General features: G+C 67.2%; 14 protein-coding genes. 7 read left to right on the plus strand and 7 right to left on the minus strand.

Annotated features, from left to right (window positions below; genetic code table 11):
- Position 1: 1 nt before the first annotated feature.
- Positions 2-1279: a dipeptidase gene (locus B3K53_RS00220; RefSeq protein WP_292081837.1), complete on the minus strand. Its 1278-nt coding sequence runs from the start codon at positions 1277-1279 to the stop codon at positions 2-4.
- A gap of 179 nt (positions 1280-1458) precedes the next feature.
- Here B3K53_RS00220 and hemF point away from each other — a divergent pair, with 179 nt between their 5' ends.
- Positions 1459-2313 carry an oxygen-dependent coproporphyrinogen oxidase gene (gene hemF, locus B3K53_RS00225; protein WP_292081967.1) on the plus strand — a complete coding sequence of 285 codons (855 nt, stop codon included), beginning with the start codon at positions 1459-1461 and terminating at the stop codon, positions 2311-2313.
- Positions 2314-2320: 7 nt separating this feature from the next.
- Here hemF and B3K53_RS00230 read toward each other — a convergent pair whose 3' ends face one another.
- Both B3K53_RS00230 and B3K53_RS00235 read right to left on the minus strand, forming a co-directional pair.
- The gene (locus B3K53_RS00230) at positions 2321-4804 is read right to left on the minus strand and encodes a hybrid sensor histidine kinase/response regulator (protein WP_292081838.1); all 2484 of its coding nucleotides are present in this window, start codon (positions 4802-4804) and stop codon (positions 2321-2323) included.
- 76 nt (positions 4805-4880) lie between these two features.
- Positions 4881-5612 (minus strand): type 1 glutamine amidotransferase, encoded by a 732-nt coding sequence (locus B3K53_RS00235; protein ID WP_292081839.1) that lies wholly within the window; start codon positions 5610-5612, stop codon positions 4881-4883.
- Positions 5613-5695: 83 nt separating this feature from the next.
- Here B3K53_RS00235 and B3K53_RS00240 point away from each other — a divergent pair, with 83 nt between their 5' ends.
- Positions 5696-6013 carry an antibiotic biosynthesis monooxygenase family protein gene (locus B3K53_RS00240; RefSeq protein ID WP_292081840.1) on the plus strand — a complete coding sequence of 106 codons (318 nt, stop codon included), beginning with the start codon at positions 5696-5698 and terminating at the stop codon, positions 6011-6013.
- Here B3K53_RS00240 and rlmJ read toward each other — a convergent pair.
- Positions 6010-6831, minus strand: a complete 822-nt coding sequence (gene rlmJ, locus B3K53_RS00245) for a 23S rRNA (adenine(2030)-N(6))-methyltransferase RlmJ (protein WP_292081841.1) — start codon at positions 6829-6831, stop codon at positions 6010-6012. The two genes, B3K53_RS00240 and rlmJ, sit on opposite strands and share 4 nt — an antisense overlap.
- Positions 6832-6920: 89 nt before the next feature.
- Between rlmJ and B3K53_RS00250 the strand changes: the two genes are divergently transcribed.
- On the plus strand, positions 6921-7943 hold the full coding sequence (locus tag B3K53_RS00250; protein WP_292081842.1) for a DNA topoisomerase IB: 1023 nt from the start codon (positions 6921-6923) through the stop codon (positions 7941-7943).
- Between the two features lie 80 nt (positions 7944-8023).
- On the plus strand, positions 8024-8428 hold the full coding sequence (locus B3K53_RS00255; RefSeq protein ID WP_292081843.1) for a hypothetical protein: 405 nt from the start codon (positions 8024-8026) through the stop codon (positions 8426-8428).
- Between the two features lie 59 nt (positions 8429-8487).
- On the opposite strand, the gene tdh is transcribed toward B3K53_RS00255, so the two are convergent.
- Entirely contained in the window at positions 8488-9522 is a 1035-nt protein-coding gene (gene tdh / locus B3K53_RS00260; RefSeq protein ID WP_349680912.1) for an L-threonine 3-dehydrogenase, read from the minus strand.
- Between the two features lie 128 nt (positions 9523-9650).
- Here tdh and B3K53_RS00265 point away from each other — a divergent pair, with 128 nt between their 5' ends.
- The 3 genes from B3K53_RS00265 to B3K53_RS00275 all read left to right on the plus strand — a co-directional run bounded on the left by B3K53_RS00265 (position 9651) and on the right by B3K53_RS00275 (position 11665).
- Entirely contained in the window at positions 9651-10382 is a 732-nt protein-coding gene (locus B3K53_RS00265) for an IPTL-CTERM sorting domain-containing protein (RefSeq protein ID WP_292081845.1), read from the plus strand.
- Between the two features lie 90 nt (positions 10383-10472).
- Positions 10473-11015, plus strand: a complete 543-nt coding sequence (gene xrtH / locus B3K53_RS00270) for an exosortase H (RefSeq protein ID WP_292081846.1) — start codon at positions 10473-10475, stop codon at positions 11013-11015.
- The gene (locus B3K53_RS00275; protein ID WP_292081847.1) at positions 11015-11665 is read left to right on the plus strand and encodes an exosortase H-associated membrane protein; all 651 of its coding nucleotides are present in this window, start codon (positions 11015-11017) and stop codon (positions 11663-11665) included. Before xrtH ends, B3K53_RS00275 begins: the two co-directional genes overlap by 1 nt.
- Before the next feature lie 12 nt (positions 11666-11677).
- Here B3K53_RS00275 and B3K53_RS00280 read toward each other — a convergent pair whose 3' ends face one another.
- Both B3K53_RS00280 and B3K53_RS00285 read right to left on the minus strand, forming a co-directional pair.
- Positions 11678-12880 (minus strand): glycine C-acetyltransferase, encoded by a 1203-nt coding sequence (locus tag B3K53_RS00280; RefSeq protein WP_292081849.1) that lies wholly within the window; start codon positions 12878-12880, stop codon positions 11678-11680.
- 45 nt (positions 12881-12925) lie between these two features.
- On the minus strand, positions 12926-13783 hold the full coding sequence (locus B3K53_RS00285) for a DUF4232 domain-containing protein (RefSeq protein ID WP_292081852.1): 858 nt from the start codon (positions 13781-13783) through the stop codon (positions 12926-12928).
- Between the last annotated feature and the right edge of the window lie 66 nt (positions 13784-13849).

A 13849-nucleotide genomic window follows, 5' to 3' on the forward strand; every position in this document is an offset into this window, starting at 1 on the left:
CCTACTCCGGCGCGCCGTCGTTGGGCAGTTGCGCCAGGTTGGGACGCTCGCCGCGCTGGGCGGTGGCGGCGCGTTCGACGGCGCGCATGGTGCGCAGCAGGTTCTCGCCCGAGATCTTGCGGATATCGGCCTCGGTCCAGCCACGACGCATCAGTTCAGCCAGGATGCGGGGATAGGCCTCCACGCTCTCCACGCCCTCAGGCAGGCTGTCGACGCCGTCGAAATCGCCGCCCAGCCCCACATGGTCGATGCCCGCCACGTCGCGAACGTGCTGAATGTGGGCCACGACGTCGTCCAGCGTGGCCTTGGGCGAAGGGTTGGCGGCCGTCCAGGCGTCAATGCCCGCCTTCACCGCGTCAGGATCGCCCTGGTTCAGAGCCGAGAGCCGCGAAAGCTCGGCGGAGCGCAAAGAGCCCCACTGGCGCACCGGCTCGCTGATGAAACCGGGCACGAAGGTCACCATGACGATGCCGCCGTTGGCCGGCATCATCCGCAGCACGGCGTCGGGCACGTTGCGTGGGTGGCCCGTCACGGCGCGCGCCGACGAGTGCGAGAAGATGACCGGGGCCGTCGAGACGCGGATGGCGTCGGTCATGGTCTCTTCCGAGACGTGGCTCAGGTCCACCATCATGCCGAGGCGGTTCATCTCCTTGACCACCTGCTCGCCGAAGGGCGACAGGCCGCCCCACTTGGGCGCGTCCGTGGCGCTGTCGGCCCAGGTCGTGGTCTTGGAGTGGGTCAGCGTCATGTAGCGCGAACCCGAATCATAGAACTCGCGCAGCAGGCCCAGGGAATCGTCGATCGAATAGCCGCCTTCCATGCCGATCAGGCTGGCGATGCGCCCCGCCTTGTGGATGCGGGCGATGTCGTCGGCGGTGACAGCGATCTCGAACACCGAGGGATAGGCGGCGGCGATGCGCTTGACCGTGTCGATCTGCTCGAAGGTGGCCTTGGCGGCCTCCACCGGCTCCAGGCTGGCGGGGACATAGACCGACCAGAACTGGGCCCCGACGCCGCCCGCGCGCAGGCGCGGGATGTCGGTGTGAAGCCGCGTCGTCGCCGCCAGATTGGTCGCCAGATCAACGCGATAGGGGTCATTGCCAAAGCCCTGACGCAAGGCCCAAGGCAGGTCGTTGTGACCGTCGATCAGCGGCGTGCGGCGCAGGATCTGCATCACCCGCTCCTGCCCTGCGGTGCTGTCGCCGGCCGGGGTTTGGGCCAGCGCGGGTCCGGCCAGGACAGCGAGCGAGACAGCGGCGAGCAGAGCGGTGCGGATCATGAGGGTCCCCTGAAGACTGATAAGGTCACGCTGACACAGGCGAGGCGGCATGGAAACCTGGTCTGATCTGGATCAAGGCCCTGTTTTGGGCCGGGGCGCATGAAGCGCGGACCGCACACTGTTCACAAAGGCCGCCCGTCATGGTTGAAGCCCTCATGATCCAAGACACCCCCACCCTGATGGTCGAGCACCGCGAGCGCGCCCGCGTCTGGTTCGAGACCCTGCGTGATCAGATTCACGCCGGTTTCGAAGCCCTGGAAGACGCCGCCCCCGCCGACCTCTTCCCCGGCGAGGCCGGCCGCTTCGTGCGCACGCCCTGGGACCGCAAGGAAGGCGGCGGCGGCGTCATGGGCATGATGAGCGGCCGCCTGTTCGAAAAGGTGGGCGTCCACTGCTCGACCGTCCACGGGACCTTCCCCGCCGACTATGCGAAGAATGTCCCGGGCGCCGAGGAAGACCCGCGCTTTTTCGCCACCGGCATCAGCCTGATCTGCCATCCGGTCAGCCCGCGCGTGCCCGCGGTGCACATGAACACCCGACTGATTTCGACCACGAAAACCTGGTTCGGCGGCGGCGGCGACCTGACGCCGGTGCTGGACGCGGACCGTCGCGACGACCACCCCGACACCCTCGCCTTCCACGCCGCAATGAAGGGCGCCTGCGACGCCTATGACCCGGCATGGCACGCCAAATACAAGCAGTGGTGCGACGAATACTTCTTCCTGCCCCACCGCAACGAACCGCGCGGCACCGGCGGCATCTTCTACGACCATCACGACAGCGGCGACTGGGAACGCGACTTCGCCTTCACCCAGGACGTCGGCAAGGCCTTCCTTGACGTCTATTCCAAGATCGTCGCCGGTCGCATGACCGAGGCCTGGACGCCCGAGGAACGCGAGGAACAGCTGATCCGTCGCGGCCGCTACGTCGAGTTCAACCTGCTCTACGATCGCGGCACCATGTTCGGGCTGAAGACCGGCGGCAATGTCGAGTCGATCCTCAGTTCCATGCCGCCCGTGGTGAAGTGGCCCTGATCAGGCCCTAGGCGGCGCGGTCGCGCCGGGTCATCACCTGATCTATCCCGTCGAACAGGGCGGCGAGGGTCAGGGGCTTGGTCAGATGGCCGTCCGAGCCTGCCGCCCGCCCCGCCTCGACGTGCTCGGCCATGGCGTTGGCGGTCAGCATCAGGATCGGCGTCCGAGCGCGGCCGTGCTGCGCCTCGAAGGCGCGAATGCCCGCGGTGGCGGTCAGGCCGTCCATCACCGGCATCTGCATGTCCATCAGGACCAGATCGAAGGCCTCGCGCTTGAAAGTCTCCAGCGCCTGCGCTCCGTCCTCGACGGCGACCAGTTCCATCGCGGTCGCACCCAGCATGATCTCGATGACCTTGCGGTTGGCCGGGTGGTCGTCGGCCAGCAATACCCGCAGCGGCTGTTCGCGCACATCGCCGACGGGCTTAACCTCATCGACGGCCTCGATCGCTTCCCCGACGGGCGGCAATGGAATCTCGAACCAGAAGCGCGAGCCCACGCCGGGCGTGCTGTCGCATTCCAGCCAGCCGCCCATGAGCTCGACGAGTTCGCGCGAGATGGCCAGACCCAGGCCGGTGCCGCCGAAGCGCCGCGTGATCGAGCCGTCGGCCTGCTGGAAGCGGCCGAAGATGCGCGCCTTCTGCTCCTCGTCGAAGCCGACGCCGGTGTCGGTGACGATAAACCGCACGTCCCCCTCAAGGCCCGGTTCGACCGCCAGGCTGACCTTGCCCTGCGACGTGAACTTCAGCGCGTTGCTGACCAGATTGGTCAGAACCTGACGCACGCGCACGGCGTCTCCTAGCACCTGGCGCTCAAAGACGGGATGGGCGTGCAAGACGACCTCCACACCCTTGGCTTCGGCCGGAATGCGCCACAGGGCCGCCACGTCCTGCACCGCGCGGCCCAGATGGAAGGGCGCGGGTTCGATCGTGACCTGGCCGGACTCGATACGGGCGCTGTCCAGGATGTCGGACAACAGGCGTTCCAGCATGGCGCCGGATGAGCGAATGACCTCGACCATGTCATGCTCGTCGGCGTTCAGCTGGCGCTGACCCAAGGCGTCGGCCATGGCCACGACCCCGTTCAGCGGAGTGCGGATCTCATGGCTCATATTGGCCAGGAACTCGCTCTTGGCGCGATTGGCCTCCTCGGCGCGGCGGCGGGCGCGGCGCAGTTCGCCCCCCTGACGCCACTGCCACAGCAGGGTCAGCAGCGCCGACAGCATGAAGACCACGCCGATGCCGACGATCCAGTTCTGCCAACGGATGACCGTGCGCTGCAGCTCGGTATTGGCGCGAGCGGTCTCCAGTTGCTGTCGCCGCCGATCCAACTGTTCCTGGATGTCGCCGGTGACCTGACGAATGCCCGCGCTGAACCTCTGGGCCGTCTGGACATCCCGTTCGCGTTGATAGGTCCGCAACACCGCATAGGCCTCGGCCGACTGGCCAGAGGCGAACAGAAGTTCGGCCTCGACCAGGGCCACGTGGGAATCCACGCCCCCCTCGCGGTCCAGCACGCGCAGTTGGGCCAGATCACGACGCGCCCCGTCGAGGTCGCCGGTCCGCGCGCGGGCCACAGCCCGCAAAGGCAACAGCTCCAGCTTCAGGAAGGCGGCCGAGCCCATGTCCTCGCCATAGGGCGCGACGCAAGCCAGCACCTCCAGCGGCTCGTCCCTGGCATCCGCCACCTGGGCGCACAGGCTGGCATCATAGACCAGCAGGTTATCCAGACCCGTGCGCATGCTGAGGCGGCGGTGGGCGGCGTAATAGGCCTGGGCCCGGCTCAGGTCGCCGACCTGCACCGCCATCTTGGTCAGGTTGTACAGGCTGTCGAAGTCGGGGCGCGGATAGGCCGGATTGGCGTAGTCGAGCTCGAAGCGACGGAAGGCGATCGTCGCCCCCACCACGTCGTTCAGCTTCATCAACCCCATGCCGGTCATCTCCCACAGCCCCGAATGGGCGGTGGCGGCGAAAGGATCTTCGTCCTGAATCTCGGTCTCGGCCTGACTGAGCAGCTTCAGGCCCTCGCCCACCTTGTCCTGGTCCATGAGAGCCATGGCCGTGAGACGCGCGGCGTGAGCCCGCACGAACCAGTCAGATCCCACGGCGGTCATGCGGGCCATCTCAGCGTCGACGCTAAGATCGCCTTGGTCGTAGCGGGCGGTCAGATCATTCAGTCGCGCGATCTCGATGTAGCGACGGTCGTTTTGTGCGCGCGCGTTTTCGGCCAATCGCGCGTTCCAGAAGCCCGCGCGCTCGAACTCGCCCTGGTTCTGAATGATCCAGACGACGTGATAGAGGCGATTCAGTCCCTCGCGGTCGTGGCGCTTGTAGGCCGCCTCGCCGAAGGCTTCGAGCGCGGCGAAGCTGGTCTGCGAGGCGCGCTGCTCGACGGCCCGCAGCAAGTCATCGCGCGGCGCGGGCGCCTGCGCCTGAGCCAGGCCCGGAGACAGAAGAATGGCGGTCGCGAGGACCGCAGCTTTGATTGGCGACATATCACTTCCGGACTGACGCCCCAGATTGGCACAGCAGAAGTTGAGCAAGGTTTAGCGTTCGACGAACGCGCCCGCGTCAGATGCCGCTGCCGTCAGCCTCGACCGGCGGCGGAGTCAGCAGCAGATAGGCGCGGATCCAGGCCGTCAGCACTGCCCGGTCGTTCGCCCCTTCGAGGCTCAGCAGGGCTTCGTCCGCCAGATCGTGCGGGATGCGATGGCCGCGTCGTCCCTCGATCAGGGCGGCGGCGTAGGCCGGCTGGAACTCCGGGTGGCACTGGAAGCTGACCGCGTCCTCGCCCCATGCCAGACCGGCATAGGGGGTGAAGGCGCTGGAGGCGATGACGCGCGCGTCGGGCGCGACCGCCACCACCTGATCCTGATGCGACACCGGAATGGCGATGGAGGGCGCGCGCGGGTGCATCCAGGGCTCCTGACCGACCACGTCGTAGCGGTGCAGGCCGACGCCCCAGCCCTTGTCCGACTTCTCGACCTTGCCGCCGAAGGCATGGGCGATGACCTGATGGCCGAAGCAGATCCCCAGCAGGCGGGTCTGGCCCCGCGCCGCCCTCAGCCAGTCCACCAGCGGCGAGATCCACGGCAGGTCGTCATAGACCCCAGCCGCCGAGCCGGTGACGATGACGCCCGTATAGACGGACGGGTCTTCCGGCAGTTGCCCCGACTGCACGTCGAAGCGCGTCGTCGGCACGTTCTCGCCCAACAGATAGCGGAAGCGCGCCGGATAGTCGTCGAAGGCGTCCCGCAGATGCTCGGGCGGGTGGCCGGTTTCCAGAATGGCGATGCGGGTCATTTCGGCGTTTTCCAGCGGGGAGAAGGAAGCGTCTGTCTCTGGATTGGGGTAGAAGTCGGGCGATTGCAACGAGGCTGCCCTTCATGACCGCCGACGCGTCCGTCGAATCTCCCGTCGTCCTGATCAACATCTTCAAGTGCGACGCGCGCCGTCAGGAGGAATTGATCGAGCATCTGACAGCCCTGGCCCAGGTGCAGCGCACCCTGCCCGGCTTTGTCTCGGGCACCCTGCATCGCGGCCTGAACGGACGTGTCGTCGCCAATCACGCCGTCTGGGCCAGCGCCACGGACTGGAAGGTCATGACCCGTCATCCTCAGGTCGTGGCCGCCATGGAGCCGATCCTGGCCATCGCCACCTTCGAGCCGCACCTGTATGAGCCCGGCGAGGTGGTCGAGGCTTAGCCGGCCCGCCAGACCTCGGCCCGAGCGCCCGCCTCGCCCAAGGTCGCCGCGACCCAGCCGCAGATTTCGGCGGCGGCCGCCTCGGCGCCCGAGGGCGGATTGATCACCGTCATGGTGCAGCCGTTCATCTTCATCGGATTGTTCAGCGGGCGCAGGCGCGCCTCGGCCACCAGCACCCGACCGACCCTGGCCTCCTCCAGACGGCGGATGAAGCCGTCGAAGGTCTCCATGTCCTTCAAGGGGGTCCAGACCGCCACCGTCGCCGTGCGGTCGTGGCGCAGGATGGCCGCAGCCGTCTCGGCTGAGCGTACGTAGTCGTCGGGCCGCTCGAACGGCGGATCGATCAGGACCAACGGCCCCTTGGTCGCCCTGGCCGCCTTCAACGCCTCGACATATCCGTCGCCCTGACGACCCTCGGCTGCGGGCCAATCGGCCAAGGCCTCGGCCAGCATTTCATGAACCGGCGGATGGAACTCAAAGCCCAGATAGCGGTCGCCTTCACGCAGCGCCCGAGCGATCAGCAGCGGCGAGCCCGGATAGAAGCGCGCCCCGCCGTCCGGATTCAGCGCCGCGACCTCGGCCGCCAGGGCCTCGATCAGCGGCGGCCGCTCCTCGGCGGTCATCAGCCGCGCCACGCCCGCCTCGGCCTCCTTCGACCGCGCACCGTCGCCCGACAGGTCATAGAGGCCCGCGCCCGCATGGGTGTCGAGAACCGTAACCGCCCCCCTCTCCTGCCGCTCCTTCAGCAGCCACAGCACCAGGGCGTGCTTGACCAGGTCGGCGAAGTTTCCGGCGTGAAAGCTGTGACGATAGTTCATGTCCGCTCCGTCCCTCGGTCCGGGCGCTGGGTCAAGAGGAACCCGCGCGCGATGCGGCCCGTTGGCCTCCGGCGACCAGGACCCGACCCATGCCCGACGGCCCCTCTGCTTTTCCAATCGTCCACGACGTCCCGGAGGGGCTGAGCTGGTGCAGCGACGACAGCCCCGGCATCACCCGTCGCCGGTCGGGCCAGGGCTTTTCCTATCGCGACCGGGACGACCGCCCCATTGGAGACCGCAAGACGCTGGACCGCATCCGCGCCCTGGCCGTCCCGCCCGCCTGGACGGACGTCTGGATCTGCCCGCGCGCCAACGGCCATGTCCAGGCGACGGGGCGCGACGCGCGAGGGCGCAAGCAGTACCGCTATCACCCCGACTGGACCCGCCACACCGCCAGCCACAAGTTCGACCGCCTGTCCGACTTCGCCCGCAGACTGCCGAAGCTGCGCCAGAGGGTGGAGCATGATCTGTCTCGACGCGGGCCGTGCCGCGACAAGGTGCTGGCCACCGCCGTGCGCCTGCTGGAAATCACCCTGATCCGCGTCGGCAACGCCGAATACGCCCGCCAGAACCGCAGCTTCGGCCTGACCACGCTGCACAAGCGACATCTGGATGTGGACGGCGCGGCCCTGACCTTCGAGTTTCGCGGCAAGAGCGGCAAGGACCACAAGATAAGCGTTCGCGATCAGCGGCTGGCGCGGGCGATGCGCACCCTGGAGGGCCTGCCCGGCCAGCATCTGTTCAAATACCGGGACACGGCGGGCGACCTGCGCCCGGTCACCTCGGACGACGTCAACGCCTATATCCGCGAGGCCATGGGCGAGCAGTTCTCGGCCAAGGACTTCCGCACCTGGGCCGGGACCATGTCCGCCGCGCGCGCCCTGCGCGGCATGGAGCCGCCGACCTCGTCCACAGATGCGCGGCGCAAGATCACCCTGTGCGTCAAGGCGGTGTCCGGCCTGCTGGGCAATACGCCGACGGTCTGCCGCGCCGCCTATGTCCATCCGCGCGTGATGGCGACGTTCGAGGACGGGAGCCTGGCCGACGCCCTGCCTGGCGCAGAAGCGAAAGGGTTCGAGCCGGCCCTGATCCGGTTGCTGTCGCCGCCATGAAATGACGGTTCTTTCATTTTGAAGATCGGCGTTCTCCAGCCCAATCCGCCTGCCTGGCCGCCCCTTGTGAGGATACGCTGATGGACTATCGCCTTTCAAACCGCTTCCTGAGGCTGGCGGTCCTGTTCGCCCTGATCGGCATGGGGTTGGGCTACTGGATGGGGGCGACCGAACAGTTCGCCGCCTCGCCGGTCCACGCCCACATCAACCTGCTGGGCTGGGTGTCGATGGCGCTTTACGGCCTCTTCTATCGGGTTCAGCCCGGGGCGGCGCTGGGCTGGCTGCCCCAGACGCACTTCTGGGTTTCGCTGGTCGGGCTGGTGATCTTCATGCCGGCGCTTGCAGCCAAGCTGCTGGGCGGGGCGGACGTGCAGGCGGCGGCCAACCTGGGTCTGATGGTGGGCCCGACCCTGACCCTGCTGTCGATGATCCTGTTCGTGATCATCGTCTTCCGCGCCACCGGCCCGCGCTCCGCCGCGGCCTGATACGAAAAAGCCCCCTGCCTTGCGGTCAGGGGGCCTCGGCTTCGCGGGTCAGCGACCGATCAATCAGCCCAGTTCAGAACCACCTTGCCCGACTGACCGGACTTCATGGCCTCGAAGCCCTGCTGGAAGTCCTGATAGGGCATCTGGTGGGTGATCAGCGGCGACAGGTCCAGCCCGGCCTTCAGCAGACCCAGCATCTTGCGCCAGGTGGTGAACATCTCGCGGCCATAGACGCCCTTGATGGTCAGGGCCTTCAGGATGATCGTGCCCCAGTCGGTCTCCATCGGCTTGGACGGAATGCCCAGCAGGGCCATGCCGCCGCCCATGATCAGGGTGTCGACGCATTGCTTGAAGGCGATGGGCGAGCCCGACATCTCCAGCGCCACGTCGAAGCCGACCTTCAGGCCCAGCTCGTGCATGACGTCGCGCAGGTCTTCCTTGGTGGTGTTCACCGTGCGCACGCCCGGCGCAACCTTTTGCGCAAGTTCCAGTCGGAAGTCATTGATATCGGTAAGGACAACGGTGCGAGCGCCCGCATGGCGCGCCACGGCGGCGGCCATCATGCCGATCGGGCCGGCGCCGGTGACCAGCACGTCCTCGCCCAGCAGGTCGAACTGCTGCGCCGTGTGCACGGCGTTGCCGAAGGGGTCCAGGATCGAGCCAATCTCATAAGGAACGTCGTCCGGCAGCTCGATGACGTTGAAGGCCGGGGCCACCACATATTCGGCGAAGGCGCCCTGACGGTTCACGCCGATGCCGCGCGTGTCGGGGTCCAGATGGAAGTGACCGGCGCGGGCCGCTTCGGAGTTCAGGTCGATGACATGGCCCTCGGCCGAGACGCGCTGGCCGACCTTGAGGCGGCGATCCACGTCCTTGCCGATGGCGACGATCTCGCCGGCGAACTCGTGTCCCGTGATCATCGGTACAGGCACGTTCTTCTGGGACCATTCGTCCCAGTTCCAGATATGGATGTCGGTGCCGCAGACGGCGGTGCGGTGCACCTTGATCAGCACGTCCTCGTCGCCCGCGACGGGGATGGGGGCGTCGATCAGTTCCAGCCCCTCGGCCGGTTTCGTCTTGGCCAGGGCCTTCATGGTGTCGGTCATGGTGGGTGCTCCCGTTGCTTAGATGCAGCCGCTAGGCCCCCTTGGCCCGAACCGCAAGCGGATCATGCGCCCTTCGACCGTCGACCTCTGTTCACCCCGCCCCAGACCGTAACAAAATGAGACAATCAGCCTCAAACAAGCTTGGCTATATAAATGCGAATCAGTTAGCGGGCGCTCCGGATCACGAGATCCGCAGCGAGATGGTCTCGAAGCGGCTTCGGACCGAATACAAGCGAAAACTCATGAAGAAGATTATCGCCGCCGCCACCGTTGCGGCTCTGTCCCTGGCCGCTTCCAGCGCGCTGGCAGGAACCCTGGTCAACCCGTCCGTGACGCTGTCGAACACCGGCTTGTCGCAGCCCACGACGATCACCGCCACCTACACGACAGTAGCCGACGTTCCTTCCGGCGAATTCATGTTGCGAGCCATGTTGCCTGCAGGCTTCACCAAAATCACCGCCGACCAAATTAGCGACTGCACGGGCGTGACGCTCAAGGTTAACAACATCGTGCAAACGGCAGGCAGCGCTCCCACCTGCAGTCTGTTTACGGGCGGCACGCTCCTGATCTGGACCAATGCGCTTGTCCCTGGCGGTTCGTCAGTGGAAATTCATCTAGCCTCGTCTCTCTACGCCACCCCTTCCACGGCAGGCGTCAAATCCTTCACGATGTTCCGGACCGCCGAACCCAATGGCACAGCCATTGACGACGCGGTCCCTATGCCCAGCGTCACCGTCGGTGCTCCCGCTCCCGTTCCGACCCTGACGGAATGGGCCATGATCCTGTTGACGATCGCCCTGGGCGGTTTCGCCGCCTTGACCATTCAGAAGCGTCGCCGCACGGTCTGATCGGATCAGACGACGGCAGGGGCGGGCCGCCGCGGTTCGCCCCCGTTTTCCAACTTCCATCTCCCGCTGAAGAGGCGACGACGCCCGACCATGCCGCGCTTTTTCAAATCCCCAGCCGTCCAGTATCTGGGCCTGTTCGCCCTGCTGGCCGTGACGCTGTTCAGCGTTTTGGCCACGCCCTGGGCCGAGCGACTGTTCGTCCAGCCCTTCACCCAGCTGCTGGTCGACATCTGCGCCTTTGTGCTGGCGCCGTTCGATCCCCGCGTTCAGGCCCAGGGCGACATCCTGCGCTTTGCCGACGGGCACGGCGCGGTTCAGGTGCTGGCGGGTTGCAACGCCGTCGAGGTCTGCGCCCTGCTGATCGCGGCCATCCTGGCCTTCCCGGGTCGGCTGCGCGACGGCCTGATCGGGGCAGCTGTCGGCGTGATCGCGCTGCAGTTGGTCAACCTGCTGCGGATCATCAGCCTGCTGTATCTGTCGCGCGGCTCTGAATCGATGTTCGAGTTCTTCCACCACTATGTCTGGGACGCCATGATCGGGCTGGAGGGCCTGTTGGTCTTCTTCTTCTGGACCCGCTGGCAGAGTCGCCAGCCCGGCAATGCGCCCAAGACCGTCGTTCAGGACGCCGCCTGATGGCCGCCTGGTTCGAAACCCTCGGCGCCCGGACGCCGGAAGAAGCCGCGCGTCGTCGCTTCGGCCTGTGGTCGCTGGGCCTGTTCGTGCTGGTGCTGCCGCTCTGGTGGCTGTGGGGCGCGGACCTGTTCGCGACGGCCCTGCGCCCGCTGGCGGGTATGGTGTTCCGCCTCTTCGGCCTGTCGGGTGAGATCGCGGTGCTGGCGGACGGAGGCTGGAGCGTCGGCACGCAGCTGACCAGCGGCGGCGTCCCCGTGTCCTACGAAGTGCCCCATACCTCGCTGCGTCGGCTGTTGCTGGGCTTCCCCCTGGCCCTGGCCTTTCTGACCGCGCCGCCGCGCACGCCGAACCCGCTCAAGGCGGCGGTCGTGACCGTGGTGGTGCTGACGCTGCTGTTCATCCTGTCGCTGACCAGCCTGATCTGGGGCGATCTGGCGGCGCAGCTGAACCCCGCCCTGGCCCCGCCCAGCGCGGACGCGCGGCAGGCCCTGGATCAACCAGCCCTGCATCCCATCCTGGCCCAGATCGCCATCATCGGCCGCTACATCGGCATGTCGGTGGCGCCGCTGGTCGCTGCGGTCGTGCTGTGGGCCGCGCTCAACCCCGCCGGGCGCTCGGTCATCATGGCCGACGACAGCCTGAAGTCGTAGGTTTGCCGGGGGTCAGATGACCCCCAGCTCCTTGCCTGCCTGGGTGAAGGCGGCGACGGCCGCGTCGATCTGCTCGAACGTATGCGCCGCCGACATCTGGGTGCGGATGCGGGCCTGACCGCGCGGCACCACCGGGAAGCTGAAGCCGATCACATAGACGCCCAGTTCCAGCATCCGCGCCGCCATGTCCTGGGCCAGTTTGGCGTCGCCCAGCATGACGGGGATGATGGGGTGCTCGCCCGGCTGCAGGGTGAAGCCCGCCGCTGTCATGGCCGAACGGAAGCGCGCGGCGTTGGCGAACAGCTGGGCGCGCAGGGCGTCGCCCTCTTCGCCGGCCGCGATGCGGATGGCTTCCAGCGACGAACCGCAGACGGCGGGCGCCAGGGCGTTGGAGAAGAGGTAGGGCCGCGCCCGCTGCTTCAGCAGGGCCACGACATTGGCCCTGGCGCAGATGAAGCCGCCCATGGCGCCGCCCAGGGCCTTGCCGAAGGTGCCGGTGACAAAGTCCACCTCGACCTCGTTCCAGGCATAGGAGCCGCGCCCCTTCTCGCCCAGGAAGCCGGTGGCGTGGCAGTCATCGACCATGATCAGGGCGCCGTACTGGTCGGCCAGGGCGCGGATGTCCTTCAGCTTGGCGATATAGCCGTCCATCGAGAAGGCGCCGTCGGTGGCGATGATGATCTCGCGTGCGCCGTCGGCCCGAGCCTGCTTCAGCTGCGCCTCCAGATCGGCCATGTCCGAGGTGGCGAAGCGATAGCGCTTGGCCTTGCACAGGCGCACGCCGTCGATGATCGAGGCGTGGTTCAGGCTGTCCGAGACGATGGCGTCCTCGGCCCCGAACAGAGGCTCGAAGATGCCGCCGTTGGCGTCGAAGGCGGCGGCGAACAGGATGGTGTCTTCAAAGCCGAGGTAGTCGGCGATGGCGCGTTCCAGCTCCTTGTGGATCTCCAGCGTGCCGCAGATGAAGCGGACCGAGGCCGTGCCCGCGCCCCACTTCTGCATCGCCCTGATGCCCGCCTGGGTGACGCGCTCGTCGCCGGCCAGGCCGAGGTAGTTGTTGGCGCAGAAGTTCAGGACCTCGCGGCCGTTGACCGCGATCACCGGCCCCTGACGCGAGGCGATGACCCGCTCGGGCTTGGTCAGGCCCTGAGCGTCGATGTCGGTCAGTTCGGCGGAGATGCGGTCGTAGAAGGCCGTATTGGTGCTCTGGGTCATGATTTCTCCGCTACGCTGAATCCCGGCAGGTTTGAACCCCCGATTTCAGCTCGCAGGGGCAGGTCTGGCCGAGGCGTCGGCCACTGGGCGCAACGGGCCGACACGAACCTGCCGCCCGCACGGGGTCAGGGCCAGCGGCAAGCTCACCACAGCCGTGTCGCCAGGCATCGTCAGGCGCAGGGTCTTGGCCTCGGGACAGGTCTTTTCGCCCTCGGCTTCATGCGGGACGACGTTCCACGCCAGATCGAAATAGGCCTTGGCTTGGGGGTCCAGCGAGACCGGCGTCGGCACAGTTCCTTTCGCAAAGTAGTTGCCGGGCTCCTGCACCGCCTTGACGGTCGTCAGAGCGCCGCCATTCGCATCGGCCAGCGTCACGGTGGGATAGCCGGTCAGGCTGCAGGTCTGCGTCCCCGCATTCTGCAAGGCCAGGGTGGTGACGCGATTGCCCATGCCCGCATCGCCGCCCTCGACCGACAGCCGCAGGTTGGTTTCGACGCAGGGCGCCTCGGGCGATGGGGCCAGAACCGGGACCGGGCGGCTGCAACGTTCGATGATCGTCCCGCCCGTCTGATCGTTCGCCGCCAGTCGGCTGAGGGTTCCGCTCTCGTGCCCGTTGCGGCTGGCGGTCCACCATTCCAGTCCCTGCCCGGCGTAACGCGCACCGCTGGCCGAGACCGCGCTGGTCAGGACGTAGTCGCGCCCGTCGTAGGACACCCGCGCCGTCTCGGTGTCGGGGTAGGTCGCAGTGACGACCTTGCCGCTTTCGCAGGCGTAGCCGACGGCGGCGGCGGTCTGGGCCGTAGGCGCTTCGACCGGCGACGTCGGCGCGGGCGGTGCCTCCTGCGAACAGGCGGCCACGGTCAGGCCGAGACAGGACAGCAGCGCAACGGCGGAACGGGTCATAGGCGTCTCTCCGAGTCAGTCCGGTCCCAACGCTACACCCTGCCAAAGGCTCCGCTTGAAAAGAAA

The sequence above is a fragment of the Brevundimonas sp. UBA7506 genome (genome assembly GCF_002479495.1).
GTDB lineage: Bacteria > Pseudomonadota > Alphaproteobacteria > Caulobacterales > Caulobacteraceae > Brevundimonas.

What these genes read in the sequence shown, in the direction of transcription:
- B3K53_RS00220 (WP_292081837.1), bottom strand. Translation starts at nt 1,279, where the DNA reads ATGATCCGCACCGCTCTGCTCGCCGCTGTCTCGCTCGCTGTCCTGGCC.
- hemF (WP_292081967.1), top strand. Translation starts at nt 1,459, where the DNA reads ATGGTCGAGCACCGCGAGCGCGCCCGCGTCTGGTTCGAGACCCTGCGT.
- B3K53_RS00230 (WP_292081838.1), bottom strand. Translation starts at nt 4,804, where the DNA reads ATGTCGCCAATCAAAGCTGCGGTCCTCGCGACCGCCATTCTTCTGTCT.
- B3K53_RS00235 (WP_292081839.1), bottom strand. Translation starts at nt 5,612, where the DNA reads ATGACCCGCATCGCCATTCTGGAAACCGGCCACCCGCCCGAGCATCTG.
- B3K53_RS00240 (WP_292081840.1), top strand. Translation starts at nt 5,696, where the DNA reads ATGACCGCCGACGCGTCCGTCGAATCTCCCGTCGTCCTGATCAACATC.
- rlmJ (WP_292081841.1), bottom strand. Translation starts at nt 6,831, where the DNA reads ATGAACTATCGTCACAGCTTTCACGCCGGAAACTTCGCCGACCTGGTC.
- B3K53_RS00250 (WP_292081842.1), top strand. Translation starts at nt 6,921, where the DNA reads ATGCCCGACGGCCCCTCTGCTTTTCCAATCGTCCACGACGTCCCGGAG.
- B3K53_RS00255 (WP_292081843.1), top strand. Translation starts at nt 8,024, where the DNA reads ATGGACTATCGCCTTTCAAACCGCTTCCTGAGGCTGGCGGTCCTGTTC.
- tdh (WP_349680912.1), bottom strand. Translation starts at nt 9,522, where the DNA reads ATGAAGGCCCTGGCCAAGACGAAACCGGCCGAGGGGCTGGAACTGATC.
- B3K53_RS00265 (WP_292081845.1), top strand. Translation starts at nt 9,651, where the DNA reads ATGAGACAATCAGCCTCAAACAAGCTTGGCTATATAAATGCGAATCAG.
- xrtH (WP_292081846.1), top strand. Translation starts at nt 10,473, where the DNA reads ATGCCGCGCTTTTTCAAATCCCCAGCCGTCCAGTATCTGGGCCTGTTC.
- B3K53_RS00275 (WP_292081847.1), top strand. Translation starts at nt 11,015, where the DNA reads ATGGCCGCCTGGTTCGAAACCCTCGGCGCCCGGACGCCGGAAGAAGCC.
- B3K53_RS00280 (WP_292081849.1), bottom strand. Translation starts at nt 12,880, where the DNA reads ATGACCCAGAGCACCAATACGGCCTTCTACGACCGCATCTCCGCCGAA.
- B3K53_RS00285 (WP_292081852.1), bottom strand. Translation starts at nt 13,783, where the DNA reads ATGACCCGTTCCGCCGTTGCGCTGCTGTCCTGTCTCGGCCTGACCGTG.